This window comes from Streptomyces sp. NPDC005263 (assembly GCF_042872365.1).
Taxonomy (GTDB): Bacteria; Actinomycetota; Actinomycetes; order Streptomycetales; family Streptomycetaceae; genus Streptomyces.
Genome location: NZ_JBIAKJ010000001.1, coordinates 25,141 through 38,921 on the forward strand (window position 1 = coordinate 25,141; position 13,781 = coordinate 38,921).

9 protein-coding genes and 3 pseudogenes are annotated in these 13,781 nt (G+C 65.6%); 7 read left to right on the top strand and 5 right to left on the bottom strand.

Annotated elements, in window-relative coordinates:
• Positions 1-13: 13 nt before the first annotated feature.
• Both ACFYRY_RS00155 and istA read right to left on the bottom strand, forming a co-directional pair.
• Positions 14-142 carry a hypothetical protein gene (locus ACFYRY_RS00155; RefSeq protein ID WP_389141130.1) on the bottom strand — a complete coding sequence of 43 codons (129 nt, stop codon included), beginning with the start codon at positions 140-142 and terminating at the stop codon, positions 14-16.
• Positions 139-1,735 (bottom strand): annotated as a pseudogene (gene istA, locus ACFYRY_RS00160) (IS21 family transposase). The gene ACFYRY_RS00155 and the pseudogene istA overlap by 4 nt, the downstream one beginning before the upstream one ends.
• Positions 1,736-1,963: 228 nt before the next feature.
• On the opposite strand from istA, the gene ACFYRY_RS00165 reads away from it, so the two are divergent.
• On the top strand, positions 1,964-2,476 hold the full coding sequence (locus tag ACFYRY_RS00165) for an NUDIX domain-containing protein (RefSeq protein WP_389138409.1): 513 nt from the start codon (positions 1,964-1,966) through the stop codon (positions 2,474-2,476).
• Positions 2,477-3,022: 546 nt separating this feature from the next.
• Here the strand turns inward: ACFYRY_RS00165 and ACFYRY_RS00170 are convergent.
• Positions 3,023-3,190: a hypothetical protein gene (locus tag ACFYRY_RS00170; RefSeq protein ID WP_389138412.1), complete on the bottom strand. Its 168-nt coding sequence runs from the start codon at positions 3,188-3,190 to the stop codon at positions 3,023-3,025.
• 737 nt (positions 3,191-3,927) lie between these two features.
• On the opposite strand from ACFYRY_RS00170, the pseudogene ACFYRY_RS00175 reads away from it, so the two are divergent.
• From ACFYRY_RS00175 to ACFYRY_RS00190, 4 genes and pseudogenes are all read left to right on the top strand, one after another.
• Positions 3,928-4,020 (top strand): annotated as a pseudogene (locus tag ACFYRY_RS00175) (alpha/beta fold hydrolase); the annotation flags it as partial.
• A gap of 326 nt (positions 4,021-4,346) precedes the next feature.
• Entirely contained in the window at positions 4,347-7,577 is a 3,231-nt protein-coding gene (locus ACFYRY_RS00180; protein WP_389138415.1) for a condensation domain-containing protein, read from the top strand.
• Between the two features lie 53 nt (positions 7,578-7,630).
• Positions 7,631-8,356, top strand: a complete 726-nt coding sequence (locus ACFYRY_RS00185) for a thioesterase II family protein (RefSeq protein WP_389140978.1) — start codon at positions 7,631-7,633, stop codon at positions 8,354-8,356.
• Positions 8,357-8,821: 465 nt separating this feature from the next.
• Positions 8,822-9,334, top strand: coding sequence for a transposase (locus ACFYRY_RS00190; protein ID WP_389138418.1), 513 nt, complete (start codon positions 8,822-8,824; stop codon positions 9,332-9,334).
• A 41-nt stretch (positions 9,335-9,375) separates the two neighbouring features.
• Here ACFYRY_RS00190 and ACFYRY_RS00195 read toward each other — a convergent pair.
• Positions 9,376-9,537: pseudogene (locus ACFYRY_RS00195) on the bottom strand (hypothetical protein); the annotation flags it as partial.
• Between the two features lie 458 nt (positions 9,538-9,995).
• A complete protein-coding gene (locus ACFYRY_RS00200; RefSeq protein WP_389140980.1) occupies positions 9,996-11,048 on the bottom strand; it encodes a MupA/Atu3671 family FMN-dependent luciferase-like monooxygenase in 1,053 nt (350 codons plus the stop codon).
• Positions 11,049-11,654: 606 nt separating this feature from the next.
• Between ACFYRY_RS00200 and ACFYRY_RS00205 the strand changes: the two genes are divergently transcribed.
• Both ACFYRY_RS00205 and ACFYRY_RS00210 read left to right on the top strand, forming a co-directional pair.
• Positions 11,655-13,010 (top strand): class I adenylate-forming enzyme family protein, encoded by a 1,356-nt coding sequence (locus ACFYRY_RS00205; protein ID WP_389138420.1) that lies wholly within the window; start codon positions 11,655-11,657, stop codon positions 13,008-13,010.
• A complete protein-coding gene (locus ACFYRY_RS00210; protein WP_389138423.1) occupies positions 13,007-13,753 on the top strand; it encodes an SDR family NAD(P)-dependent oxidoreductase in 747 nt (248 codons plus the stop codon). The genes ACFYRY_RS00205 and ACFYRY_RS00210 overlap by 4 nt, the downstream gene beginning before the upstream one ends.
• The last annotated feature ends 28 nt before the right edge of the window (positions 13,754-13,781 follow it).

Here is a 13,781-nt window from a genome sequence, read left to right on the forward strand (position 1 = left end):
CCTGGCAGCGGACCTAGAGGAAGTCGAGGTGGCCGAGTTCGCCGCCGTGAGCCTGGGTGAGGCGGGCGTCGAGGGTTTCGAGCCTGCCGGACAGTCGCAGGGCCTTGAGTGACTCCCGCAGGGCGGCGTCCATCACGGTCATCGGGCTTCCACCTCGGCTTCGTCGTGGACCCGGTCTTCGCGGTCGTCGTCCGTCACGCCGGGGGTCGCGACGGCGGCGAAGAGTCGGGCCGGGCCGTGAAGGAAGGCCGCGGCCCCGGCGTCTCCGCTGGTCTCGGGCTCGGGGGCGGTCTCGGTGCCGGCGATGAGGATGCCCTTGATGGTGCGGTAGGAGGGGTCGCCGACCGCGATGGCCCTGGCGCAGGCGGCTTCCAGCCGCGTCTCGCCGTACTTCTTCCGCAGACCGAGAACCCCCTGGGCGGCGCGGAGCCGATAGAGGACGTTGACTTCCAGCAGCTGGTCGATGACCTCGCGGCAAGCGTCGCCGATCTCGGATGCCTGACTGCGGCACCAGACCGGCGTGCGCATCTGGAAGGCGATCTTCTCCGGCGGATAGTCACTCTTGTCTGTGCGTATTCCCTAGTCGAGGGCAGTGTGGGTCTTGACGAGCTGACCGTCGTGGAAGGCCTGGACCATGGTGGAGGTGGAGCGGACGTCAACCTTGCGGCCGATCAGCTTCCACGGCACCGAGTAGAGGGTGCGGCCGGCCTTGATGTGGATGTCCGGTCCGACCGTGGCCGTCGACCAGCGGGCGAGCACGAACGGCGGCGGCAGCGGCAGCAGTTCGGCAGCCTCCAGTGCTTCGAACACGGTCATCGGGGCGGCCCCGCCCAGCTGTCGGCGCTTTCGCCGCCCGGCGACCTGCTGACTCCACGTCACGGCCTCGGCCTGCATGTGCTCGATCGAGGTGAACTCGCGTCCCCGCCAGAACGAGTCGCGGACATAGGGCATCGGCCGTTCGACCCGCGGCTTGTCCTTCGGCTTCGCTGCCCGGGCCGGATCGACCAACGCGCCGTAGTGAGTTGCCAGTTCGGCATATGCCTTGTTGATCTTCGGGTCGTAGAGATCGGGCTTGTCGACCCCGGTCTTCAGGTTGTCCGGAACGAGCCGACGAGGGGCACCACCGAAGTAGCGGAAGGCCGCGACGTGCGCTTCCGTCCACGCATGCTGGTCCAGGTGCAGCACCGGCCGGACGAACATGTGCCGCGAGCACGGCAGCACCATCACGAACGCCCAGACCCGGTGGCGCTTCCCGGACCGCGGATCGATCCACTGCCCGAGAAAACCGTAGTCGATCTGGGCCTCCGAGCCGGGCTCGATCTCGTCACGCAACACGGTGACCTGCGACTTCGTCACCTCATCCGGCAGCGTCGCATGGATCCAACGACGGAACGAGGAGATCGACACCTGCAGCTTGCGCTCATCACGAAGCCGCTGATGGATCGTCGAGACCGTCACTGTCCCGAGCAGGCTCTGGATGTAGTCACGGTGCTGGTCGATCTCCGGCCAGGTCACCTGCCTCAGCCGTCTGTCGATGAGCCCGGGGAACCACTCCTTGATCAGCTTCGACCAGTCCGCCTCGCTCAATTGACGGCCCGCCCGGGCTGATCCCGGATGCCTCCGCCGGGGCCAAGTACTTCCTGACCGTCTTGCGGTCCACCCCCAGCGACGCGGCCAGCTCGCTCTTCGAGCGGCCCGCGTACCAGTGCACGTAGATCTCAATGATGCCGACCACGACGAACGTTCTCCTCGCCATCCGGGCTGCCCATCGGCCATCCGAACCAAGGGACGAGGGGCATGAGCAGCTCCGCGACGACCAGGTCCCCCGATCCCGACCTCCGCGCTACCCATGGCCAATACGGAGAATTCATGATGATTGATTTATAATGCACAAACCGCCCAAGTTGGGGAAAATGATCCGACAGCGACGTCGCCTGTCAGCACCTCCTGACAGGATGCGCGGATGACCTCAACTGGCCACTCGCTCACCGACAATGACGCTCAGCCGCGTGCCCGCCTTCTGGAGCTGGTCGGCGCCATCGAACCCTGGGACAGCCTGGAGCGCACCCACCTGAAGACCGCCGCGCAGTGGATCTCCAGCGGAGCCCCGGTCTATCGAGTGCACAAGCCGGATGTTCCCGCGATGCACTTGGTGAGCTACTTCGTCGTCCTCGACGGCACGCGCGGTCAGCTGTTGCTCGTAGCGCACCGTAAGGCGGGCCTGTGGTTGCCGGCAGGCGGACACGTCGAGCCGGGTGAGGACCCGTGGTCCGCAGTGGTCCGTGAATGTCGTGAGGAGCTGGGCATTCACGCCACGGCATCGCCGATCACCGGCGAGCTCCCTCTCTTCCTCACCGTCACCGAAACGCGGGTCAGGGCGCACACACTGACGTCTCGCTGTGGTACCTCCTCACCGCCGACGCTGACACCATCACCTCCTACGACCAGGACGAGTTCAACGCGATCCGGTGGCTAACTGACGAGCAGGTGCTCGAGGAGTCGGACGAGCTGCTCGACCCCCACATGCACCGCTTCACCCACAAGCTGCAGCACGCCCGGGCCGGAAGGCCAACCGAGAACGACACCAGCACCGCTCACGTTCACCGTCCCCATGGGGAGTCCTGACCGCGAGGGTGGGGAATTACGTGACGCTCAGGCCGTCGGAAGTGGGGAATTGCGTGAGCGTCGACACGGGGACCGAACGCGCAGCGAGGAGACCGGAATAGCGCCCCTCAAATACTGCGTCCTCACCAGCAGGTGCGCGAGACGACCGAGGCGCCTTTGCCTGGGCCTGGGCGAGCAGGGCGAACAGAAGCGTGGCGATTTGCAGCGCCTGGTTCCGGCTGCGCTCGCTGGCCTCGTATGCATGCCTGACGACCTGCAGTTCCTGGTAAACCTCGATGGTGCGGCCCGCCCTAACCGCCAGCAATCCGTGGGCGAGTGCCAGCTTCTGCCTACTCTCCGCGACCGGTGTCGGGCTAGCCTGGGCTCGGTCCCATAACTCTCGTGCCGTCTGGAAACCCTACTCGGCACAGTCAACTGGTTCATCAGGGAAGCAGACGTCAGCCACGGCTTCGACCAGGTCCCACCCCAGCGCCTCACCGGTCAGCAGGTCACGCAGTCGGCGCAGCTCGGGCACGGCCCCGGTCACGAAGTGGGCCGGCGTGAGTAGCTGGTGGAGCTGACTCACCGATATTGCGGCCTCAACCAGCCAGGAACGCACGAGCTCAACCAACTGATTGATCTCAGCACACGATCCTCGCGGTGGTGCCCCTGGCCGACCCGGTCGCTTCTCCTTGCGCCCACACGCCCTCCCGCTCAGCGGATATCAGAAGTTGCGCAATGCCCCGCTACTGAGGCGTCAGGCGGGAGAGAGGGGTGACCCCGCAGGCCGAGGCAGTCTCTGACGGCGCCTTGGGGCCAAGTTGGGCGTAGGCTCCCTTGGCCCCAGCGACAGAGCGCACGGAATCGCGGAGCGGGCGGGTATCCAAGGGTGAGCGAAGAAGCCTTCCGACGCGCGGGCATGACTGCTGACGCCCACCAGGAGAGGGCCAGCTATCACCCGCTCGCACTGCTCGCTAACGGCGCCGGCTACTACCTGAGCGATCCGCAGGTCGACTACGACTGCCCTGACGTGACTTCGTGGCATCAGGACCGCGACGAGTGCGGCGATGTAGGTTCGACGTACAGCTCAAGGTCAGCAGTAGCCGTTACACCGTGCGAGAACTCCGTAACCGTGACTTCGCGATCAGCCTCCCCGCCGATCAGAACAGCGAACCGCGCACCCCGGGACCCGTTCCCATGAGACTCGTGGTGTTTCCTCCCTCCCGATGCGCGGGTGCCCCAGTTCGAAATCGAATCGGCCAGCATGCGGCTCGATGGCATCACGCTCTGGTCAGACCCCGACACGTGGCCTCCATGGGCGCCGAATCCATCCGCGCCAAGCGGATCATCCCCCGCGCCCGCCTGGTCCGCCTACCCGGCTGCGGCCACGTCCCGATGAACGACGACCCGGCGTAGGTGGCCCGGCTGATCCTGGACGGGAGCCGCTGAGTCGAGGGGTGGGGTGGGGGCGCAGAGGCCGCAGCTCAGGTGGCGTTGTTCACCAGCATGACCACGTCCTGTCTAGCTGGCGAGACAAGAGCCGGCCCTGTCCCGCGGTGGAATAGATAACTCTCCTTTGATGCCTGCGGCCAAATGGCTAGGATTTCCCGGGTCGGGATGGGATGCCGCCTGGTGAGTGCGGTTGATGGGGCCGCACAGGGTATGCACGTGCAAGCAGGAGAGCAAGTCCCCGTTTCCCCTTGAAGCTACGATTGATTGGTTGGCGGACTTCTATGTCTCAGATGCATCACGCGAAGGGGCAGGACGACCATCATTCGCGTATGGTTCGCGCCTCATCCGCCCAGCGGAGAATGTATTTCTCCTCAATTGTGCGGCCAGCCAGTTCGGCTGATACCTGGGGAACCACCCTCACAGTCGGCGGGGATCTCGACATAAGCAGGCTTGAGCGCGCCCTACAGGTGCTGCGCGGCAGACACGAAACACTGCGCACCACATTCCTGGAGCGCGACGGTGAAGTTCTCCAGGTGGTGCACGACACGAACGGTGACGTTACCCAGTCTTCGTTGCTTGACATCGTAGAGGCCGAGGGAGACTCACACAGCAAACGCTGTGACTGGGCGGAGGATGAGGCCGGGAGGCTGCTTGACATTTCCTTCGATATTTCATCAGGGCCCCTCTGGAAAGCAAGCGCGATACGAGTGTCATCCCGGCTGCACCTGATAATCTTCGTTTTTCATCACATCATTATCGACGAAATTTCCGCCCAGGTATTCGCCGAAGAACTACGCCTCGCTTACGCTGACGCAAACGCGCTTGCCGTCGCGACGCCGGCCGTTCAGTACGCGGATTTCTGCCTGGCGGAGAATGCCTCCGGGGTGGACCCTGTCGGCCTGGACTACTGGCGTGGCCAGCTGAAGGGTCTCCAGTCGCCCCAGCTGCCCGAGGACAGCAGGGAAGACCCGGGCGTGATCGTCGGATCCCGTATCCCGGTCGCCGCTCCAGGGAATGCGGTAACAGAATTCGAAGAATTCTGCAAGGACCGCTCGATCACTCCGTTCACGGGCATGCTCGCAGCGTATTTCATTCTGTTGCAGCGCTGGGCGGGATCGAGCGATACAGCAGTAGGCACGCCGGTACTCAGCCGACCGGACTCGGACTTCTTCAGAACGATCGGATTCTTCGCCAACACAGTGGTGCTGCGCTGCCCGGTAGCACCGACACTGACCTTCGATCAGTTCCTCGACCACGTGAGTGAAACGGTTCTGGACGCGCTCGACCACCAGGACGTGCCGTTCGAAGCAGTCGTAGAGGACATTGCCCCCCACCGGGACGCCGATCGCAATCCCCTCTTCCAGGCCGCTATCGGCTATGGCACTCTAGACCCGAGCGATACCTGGGCACTTGACGGCCTCCAGGTGACGCCCATGCCAGACCCCATGGAGTTGTCGCGCATCGAGTTTGACCTGCGTCTGGACATACAACGGCTGGCACACGAAACCTCACTCACTATCGAATACAATCGTCAGCGGTTTTCCGAGGCGACCATGCAGAGGTTTGCCGATACCTACGGAAACCTGCTGCAGTCGCTCAGTCGGGCACCCGATGTCCCGCTCGGAAACATCCCGGTCCTCGACCAAGTCGCCCTGAACGAAACGCTGGCGCTCGGGTCGAGTGGTGATACGCAGGACGGCCGTGCCCCCGCGGCATGCACATCCGCATGGGACCTCTTCGAATCGACGGCCGCGACTGTTCCTGAACGGGAAGCAGTCGTTGCGGATGGGGAGCGGCTCACCTTCGCCGAACTGGCCGGTCGGGCCCGGACGATGGCCACGGCATTGCGCGCCCGCGGCGTACGGTCCGGCACCATGGTGGGGATCTGCCTGGCCAGGCGCAGCGATCTGATCGTCGCGATGCTCGCCACCTGGGGTGCGGGCGGTGCCTTTCTCCTGCTGGATCCGCAGCAGGACGAGGCCCGCCGCCAACTCCTTGAGGAGGCCGGCATCGCCCTGGTCGTCTCGGACGAACGCATCGCCGAGGTGGAGACGGTCTCAGCGGCCGCGCTCCTGGCAGACGCGGCGACGGCGGTCGGGGCCGATTCCACGCACGGGGTCGATGCCGCTCCTCGCCCGGCAACTGCTCCGGCCTGCATGCTTTTCACAGCAGGTTCCACGGGACAGCCGAAGGGCGTGGTCATCGATCAGGCGAGCCTCGTCGCTCTCGCCACCACCCAACTGGCGCCGATGTACGCACGGCTGCCCGAAGGACGCCAGGTGAATGTCGGCGCGCTGAGTTCCGTGACGTTCGACGTGTTCATCAACCAGTGCCTCGGGATGATCGCCTTCGGGCACCGGCTGCTGTTGATCGACGAAGAGGAGAGGACGGATCCGCTCCGGCTCCTTGCCCGAGGGTCGGATCCTGGATCATCGATTGAAGTGTTCAACTGCAACAGCAGCCAGATGGAAAGCTTGGTCGACGCTGGTCTCCTGGCCCTTCCGTACCCGCCGAAGATGGTCGTCATCGGTGGCGAGAGCACGTCGGACCGGCTGTGGCGGCGTCTGCACGACCAGCCTGGACTCCTCGCGTTCAACACGTACGGCCTGACCGAGTGCACTGCCGATTCGGCCAGGGCAGAGATCGGCGAACACGCACACCAGGTGGCCGGGCGCGCGGTGGGCGCGGCTCAGATCTACATCGTCAACGACCAACTGCAGTTGCTGCCGCCCACGTTCGTCGGCGAGATCTGCATTGGTGGACTCGGTGTGGCCCAGGGCTACGCGGGAGAGCCCGTGTACACCAGTGAACGGTTCATAGCCGACCCGTTCAGCCGTGTCCCCGGACAGCGCATGTACCTCACCGGTGACAAGGGCCGACTGCGTCCTGATGGGCAGTTGGAGTTCTCGGGCCGTCTCGCCGACCGGGTGACAGTCCGAGGTCTGCGCGTAGAGCCGGGTGAGCTGGAGGCTCTGCTCGACAGCCATCCCGCCATCGCCCGCGCCGCCGTCATCGCGACCGACCCAGGCACGGACATGGCTCAACTGGTGGCATATGTCGTGCCGGAAGACGGAGGCCGGGACGGGCTGACGTACTCCGCCGTACGGGAACACCTTCGTGGCAAGCTCCCCTCCGCACTGTTGCCGGACCGGGTAGAGGTCCTTGAAGAGTTCCCGGTCGCCTTCAACGGCAAGCTGGATCGCAGGGCGCTGTCGGGCATCGAGACGTCGGGCACCCTGCTGGAGGCCGACCGGGGCACGACGCTGCTCGACACCTCCCGGGAACAGCGTCTGTGCGAGATCGTGGCTGAGGTGGTCGGAGCACCGCAGGCCGGCCCTGACGACAACTTCTGGGTACTCGGCGGAAATTCGCTGCTCGCCATGCAGATCATCGGTCGAGTGCGTACCGCCTTGGGCTGTGAGCTGAGCGTCAGAGCGATTTTTGAAGCCGATTCGCTCGGGGAGATGGCGGTTCAGCTGGTTGCCGTCGACGACAGCACAGAGAAAGGTGACGGCCGATGACCGCCACCGCGGAGAATTTGCTGCGCTGCCGTTCCCCTCATCCAAGCCCCGACATGCGGCTGTTCTGTCTTCCGTGGGCCGGGGCCGGGGCGCTCGGATACAGTTCCTGGAAGTTGCCCACTGACTTGGCTGCCGAAGTGTGGGCCGTCCAGCTCCCCGGACGCGAGGACCGGGCCGGGGAACCTCCGCTGCCGTCCATCACCTCGATGGTCGACGTCCTGCGGGATGCTGTGGAATCGCTGCTGGACCGACCGTTCGCGTTCTTCGGCCACAGCATGGGGGCTCTGCTGGCTTTCGAACTGGCCCGCGCGCTTCGAGCCACGGGCGCACCGGCCCCTGCCCAGCTGTTCCTTTCCGGGATGCGTTCACCCGACCTCACCCCCTGGCGCCCGGCCGCGAGCGTTCTGGGCGACGAGGCCCTGCTGCATCGGCTGAACGAGATCGCCGGTCCCTCGGTCTCGGCTGTGCGCGACCGCGATGTGCTGCTGTGGCTGGCTCCCGCGATGCGTGCCGACTTCGCGGCGTGCGAGAACTACCAGTACCGGGACGAGCCGCCGTTGGACATACCGACCTGCCTGCTCGCCGCCGGCGACGACGCCGAGGTCCGGGTGGACGAAGTGTCCGCATGGCGGCGGCACTGCGGTGCCGCCGGCCCTGTACGCGTCTTCGAGGGAGGCCATCTCTACCTGCTCGACCAGCGGGCGGAAGTGCTCTCCCTCATCGCCCAAGAACTCGCACTCGGAAGGCCCCGGTTCCGCCCGCTGAGTACCCAGGATTAACCTCGCGCTTTCGCGAGTGAGGCCGTCTGGGTCTTAATCAAAAAAGTACGACGTTGCTGCTGGGCCTCGACGGGGTGTCCGTCATGCGCATCGAGCGGCTTCAGTGCGGTGGGCGCCAGGTCCACCTGGCCAGGGCGGACGCCTCGGCCCGGACCTGCCCGGCCTACGGGGTCCTCGCCTCCCAGGTGAAGCGCTCGGCGACCACCGGTGAGGTCGTGCGCTGCCCGGCGTCGAGGTGCTGTGCATTGATGAGACCCGGCGCGGGCGGACCCGCTGGGAACAGGACCCCGACACCGGGAAGTGGAAGATGACCAGGGGCCGCTGGCACACCGGGTTCGTCGACGCCCTGGGATCCGGCGGGCTGCTCGGGCAGGTCGAGGGCCGCGCCGTCGCCGACGTGCTGGCCTGGCTTTCCACCACGCCCCTGACACCTGGAGGAAAGCCATCCGGTACGTCGCCATCGACATGTCGGCCACCTACCGGGCCGCAGTCCGCACCGGCCTGCCCGACGCGCTCTCCCTGGTCCGGCACCGCACCACCGCCGAGATCCGCGGCCGACGCGGACGTGCCAGTGATCCCGAGTGGAAGGCCCGACGCAGCCTGCTCCGCAACCGCGAAAACCTTGACCACGAACAGTTCGAACGGATGTGGAACCCGTTGCTGGACGAAGGGAAGATCGGACAGACGCTTCTGACCGGGTGGATCGCCAAGGAGAGCCTGCGCACCCTCCTCGCCCGGGCCGGCGCCGGCGCCGGCCAGAACCAACTGGGCCACGCCCGTTGGAAGTTCCTCACCTGGTGCGCGGACGCCGACCTCCCCGAAGTCCGTACCCTCGCCGCCACCGTCGACGGCTGGTGGACCGAGATCGCCGCGTTCATCGACACCGGACACAGCAACGCCAAGAGCGAAGGCATCAACCGCGGATCAAGATCGTCGCACGCAACGCGTTCGGGTTCCGAGCTGATCCGGTCAAACTGATGGGCCGAGTTCCCGAACCGGAAATACGCGGCCCATCCGCGTAGGAACGCGTTCACGTCCTCCACGATCACTTTGACCGGCCGCAACATCCTGCGCCGCTCCGTGAGTTCACGGATCCGGTCATGAGCATGCTGCACCGCCCTGTCCGAGCGCCAGCGAGCGAGGAAGGCGATCGGATGCCGCCCGCCGCGAGGCCGGGACATGACCCATCGGTGGTGGAATCCGAGGAAGTCCACTCCTGGAGTCGTACCGCTGCACTTTTTGCGTGGCAATCTTGCAGAGATGCCCGGAATGCTCAACTCCGATGGTCCTCTTGAACGGAAACTCCGAAGCGACCAGCCGTGCTCGACCTTTTCCGGAGCCGAAATCGATGAATGTCGCCTCCTCGTACTTGACTGGAACGCGCGATATCACCTCCCTTATGGTCCCGATAGGTGACGGGGAGTACCGACAGTTGTGAAACAGGTCGACCTCGCCGGCCTCGTCGATGTCCCAGGTCTCGAAGGGAGCGCTCGTTTCGACTCCGAATGAGGTGTCGCATTTTCGACCTGATCGATCTCGGCGACCTCGGCGTCGAAGGTTTCCTTGAAGTACAGGTAATCGAGGAAGTCCTGCCGCTTGTCGTCGTCGGTCACTACACCCTCCTGAAAAGTCCAGACATTCACGTACTGCTGCCGCCGACGACATCGCGCAGGCGCTGGAGGTGCGTCAAGCCCGACATCACCTCGTTCGTCGAAAGCCCGAAGTCAACAAGACAGGCGATCTCGTCCACACCGATCTCCGCGAGTCGCGCGACGACTTCCTTCGCTTTTTCGACCGAGCCGAGAAGGCCGATGTTGTCGAAGTAGTGCTCGAACGATCGCTCGACCAGGAAATCGACCTCGTCGTCTTCGAGGTTTTCGGGATCCTCCGAGCTGGAGCCGGGGTCCGAGGCCAGGATGAGATTGAGCGCGCTGCGCATGTAGGCCGACAGTGCCGGCCTGACCAGCTCACGTACCGCCTCGTTGTCCTCACCCAGGAAGGTGTGCACCATGACCACGACGTGGCCCGTCCATGCACCCTGACTCGCCTCGGCCGCAGCCTTCCGGTACTCGGAGATTTTCTCGGCCAACAGCTCGGGGCTTTGGCCGAGCAGGTGGGTCAGCAGCCCAGCGCCTATACGGCCCGCGCTCCGGAAGGTCTCGACGTCGCCGACGCTGGTGATCCAGACAGGCAATTCCTCCTGCACCGGCGGGGGAAAGGACCGCACCTTCACCGGGTTTCCCATCCCGTCAGCGAGATCGACAGTCTCGCCACGCCACAGGGCCCGTACTTGCTCGACCCGCTCGTACATCTCGGTCCGGCGGTCCGCATAGGCCGACGGGTTCAGCACAAAATCAGTGGCATGCCACCCTGAGGCAAAGGACACACCGACGCGGCCGTGTGAGATGTTGTCCACCACCGACCATTCCTCGGCGACCCGCAAGGGGTGATGGAGGGGTGCGACAACGCTACCTGCCCGAATTTTGATGCGACTGGTGATCGCGGCAATCGCCGCACTGGTCACCGACGGATTCGGATAAGTGCCTCCGTAGTGATGGAAATGACGTTCCGGCGTCCATACGGCTTGAAAGCCGTGCTCGTCCGCGAAACGAGCGCCCTCGATCAGTAGCTGGTACCGATCACCCTCGACGTTTCCACTGTCATTGGCGAAGTAGAAAAGGCTAAAATCCATCACACTCACACCCCTCATCGGTCAGCATGGAACCGGGACCAGAATGTGCCGACATCATTGACACGCATAGGCGCCATGCTATGCAGCGGTATCGAAGGCAAGTCCAGCGTTGACTTAATCGGTGCACGAGCATGTGCCACCGCTTGTCTCGCCGGCGGGACAGGCTCGGCGCACGGCTCCACGGCAGGCTCGCGGCGCATATCGGCCGGGCAATGACTGGGCGGAGGTGAAGATCGCCTTATCGCCGGACCGGATGAAACGCAGGTAATCTCCGTGATCAGTCCGCACGTAGACAGCAGATATGCGATATGTCCGATCAGCCGGAGGGCTTCTCGCGTTGGCTCCAGCTTCTTCGAGTTCGCCGGGAATTACCCGCCGGCTATGGGGGTCGTCGGTCGAGTGCGCGCTGTCCTGGGGCACGGCTTCCCTGGCCCGCCCCGAGCAGGCGAGGGCGCGCTGCCAGCGGTACTGAGCCGAGCCACGATGTCACCAACCTGCCGCGGTGTCACCGGTCTGCTGTGACGCGGAGATAGCCCGAACACCCGGCTCACCACACGATCGTGCTCCGGAGTTGGAAGCAAGCACATGACGATTGAGGGAGGCGCGATGGATTGGCTGTTGTCGCAACTTCGGGGTCGAGCCGACGCCGAGGCCATGGTCGGGCACGGCGGCAGGGTCACGTACGCCGACCTCGCGGAGCGGGCCACCGGCTGGCTGGCCGAGCTGGACCGGCTCGAAGTATCGGCCGGCGAGATCGTGGCGGTGGTCGGGAACGCCTCACCGAACACGGTCGCGCTCTTCACGGCGCTCGCCGTCCGAGGCGCTGTCGTGGTGCCCTTCGCTCCCGCCGATCCGCCGAGGGACCAGCGGGAGAGCCGGATCGCGACGGCACACGTGACCCTTGTCGTCGAGTTCAGCGGTCCTGACGAGTGGACGGTCCAGACCATCGCGGCACCGGACGCGCCACGCCCACGCCTTCTGACCGAGCTCGCCACCCTCGGGGAGGCCGGGCTGCTGCTGTTCTCCTCGGGCTCGACGGGCGAGAGCAAGGCCGCGCTGCTCTCGCTCCCTCGGCTGCTCGGTGGCTTCCGTGCGTCGTCGCGCCCCCGGCGAACGCTGCAGTTCATGGCGCTCGACCACATCGGTGGAGTCAACACGCTGTTCCGTACGCTCATCGGCGGCGGCACGGTGGTCACCGAACCGCAACGCACCCCCAAGCACGCGTGCGAGGCCATCGAGCGTCACCGCGTCCAGGTGCTACCGACCACGCCGACCTTCCTCAACATGCTGCTGGTCTCCGGCGTCTACGGGGACTACGACCTGTCCTCGCTCGAACTGATCACCTACGGCACGGAGCCCATGCGCGAGGTCACCCTCGCGCACGCGGCCACCGAGTTCCCTCGTGTGCAGTTCAAGCAGACCTACGGCCTCACCGAGACCGGCATCTTGCCCACGCGATCGATCTCGTCGGACTCGTTGCGGATGGACGTCGGAGGGCGGGGGTTCGGGACGGAGGTGCGCGACGGGGTGCTCTGGATCAAGTCGCCGAGCGCCATGCTCGGGTATCTCAACGCGCCCAGCCCGTTCGACGAGGACGGCTGGCTCAACACCGGAGACGCGGTCGAGGTGGCCGAGGACGGCACCCTCCGTGTACTCGGGCGGCTCTCGGCGCTGATCAACGTAGGCGGAGAGAAGGTGTCACCGGCCGAGGTCGAGAACGTGCTCCTCCGCGCCGGCAACGTCCGCGACGTCATCGTGACCGGACGCCCGAACGCCGTCACCGGTCACATCGTCACGGCCACGGTCGAGCTGGTCGAGCTGGAGGAGCAGCGGGCACTGAACAGGCGGCTGCGCCAGTTCTGTACCGACCACCTACCGCCGCACAAGGTTCCGGCCGTCGTCACCGTCTCGGACGTGCCGTTGCACGGCGAGCGATTCAAGCGCATGGGGGGTGCGGTGTGAACGGCACCGTGGATCAGCGTCCGGTGGCGGTCGTCAGCGGAGGCAGCCGAGGTCTGGGACTGGCGCTGGTGACCGACTTCCTGGAACGCGGTCACCGAGTGGAGACCTTCAGCCGGTCCGAGTCGGCCGAGCTCATCGCGCTGCGCAAGTCGACCGCCGCGGACACCCTGTTCTGGTCCCCGATCGACGGAACGGACGCCGAAGCCGTCGAGGGGTTCGCCCGAGCGGCCGTGCGTCGCCATCGCCGTATCGACGCGCTCGTGAACAACGCGGCGATCGGGCTGGAGGGCCTGCTGACGCTGACCGCCCCGACGGCCATCGACACCGCCCTGCGGACCAACGTGACACTGCCGGTTCTGCTCACCCGGGCCTGTCTGAAGCCCATGCTGGCCCGTCGGGCGGGTGTCGTGATCAACCTGTCCTCCATCAACGCGCTGCGCGGGCAGACCGGCGTCGCCGTGTACGGCGCGGCGAAAGCGGCGCTCGACGGGCTGACGCGAGGTCTCGCCCGTGAGGTCGGCCCTGCCGGGGTCCGCGTGGTCAGTGTCGCCCCCGGCTATTTCGACAGCGAGATGACCGCGGGTATCGACGAGGCCCAGCGCCGCCGCATCGTGCGCCGGACGCCATTGGGCCGGCTCGGCTCGATAGAGGACGTGCTCGGCGTCATCCGGTTCCTCACCTCGCCCGCGGCGAGCTTCATCACCGGCCAAACCATCACCGTCGACGGTGGCTACACCTGCTGAACCCCTACCGCGGGGGCCGGGTGCATAT

Bases quoted from the DNA above. Each gene is read 5' to 3' on its own strand.
- ACFYRY_RS00190 (WP_389138418.1), top strand. From the start codon at position 8,822: ATGTCGGCCACCTACCGGGCCGCAGTCCGCACCGGCCTGCCCGACGCG.
- ACFYRY_RS00185 (WP_389140978.1), top strand. From the start codon at position 7,631: ATGCGGCTGTTCTGTCTTCCGTGGGCCGGGGCCGGGGCGCTCGGATAC.
- ACFYRY_RS00205 (WP_389138420.1), top strand. From the start codon at position 11,655: ATGGATTGGCTGTTGTCGCAACTTCGGGGTCGAGCCGACGCCGAGGCC.
- ACFYRY_RS00155 (WP_389141130.1), bottom strand. From the start codon at position 142: ATGACCGTGATGGACGCCGCCCTGCGGGAGTCACTCAAGGCCCTGCGA.
- ACFYRY_RS00180 (WP_389138415.1), top strand. From the start codon at position 4,347: ATGCATCACGCGAAGGGGCAGGACGACCATCATTCGCGTATGGTTCGC.
- ACFYRY_RS00200 (WP_389140980.1), bottom strand. From the start codon at position 11,048: ATGGATTTTAGCCTTTTCTACTTCGCCAATGACAGTGGAAACGTCGAG.
- ACFYRY_RS00165 (WP_389138409.1), top strand. From the start codon at position 1,964: ATGACCTCAACTGGCCACTCGCTCACCGACAATGACGCTCAGCCGCGT.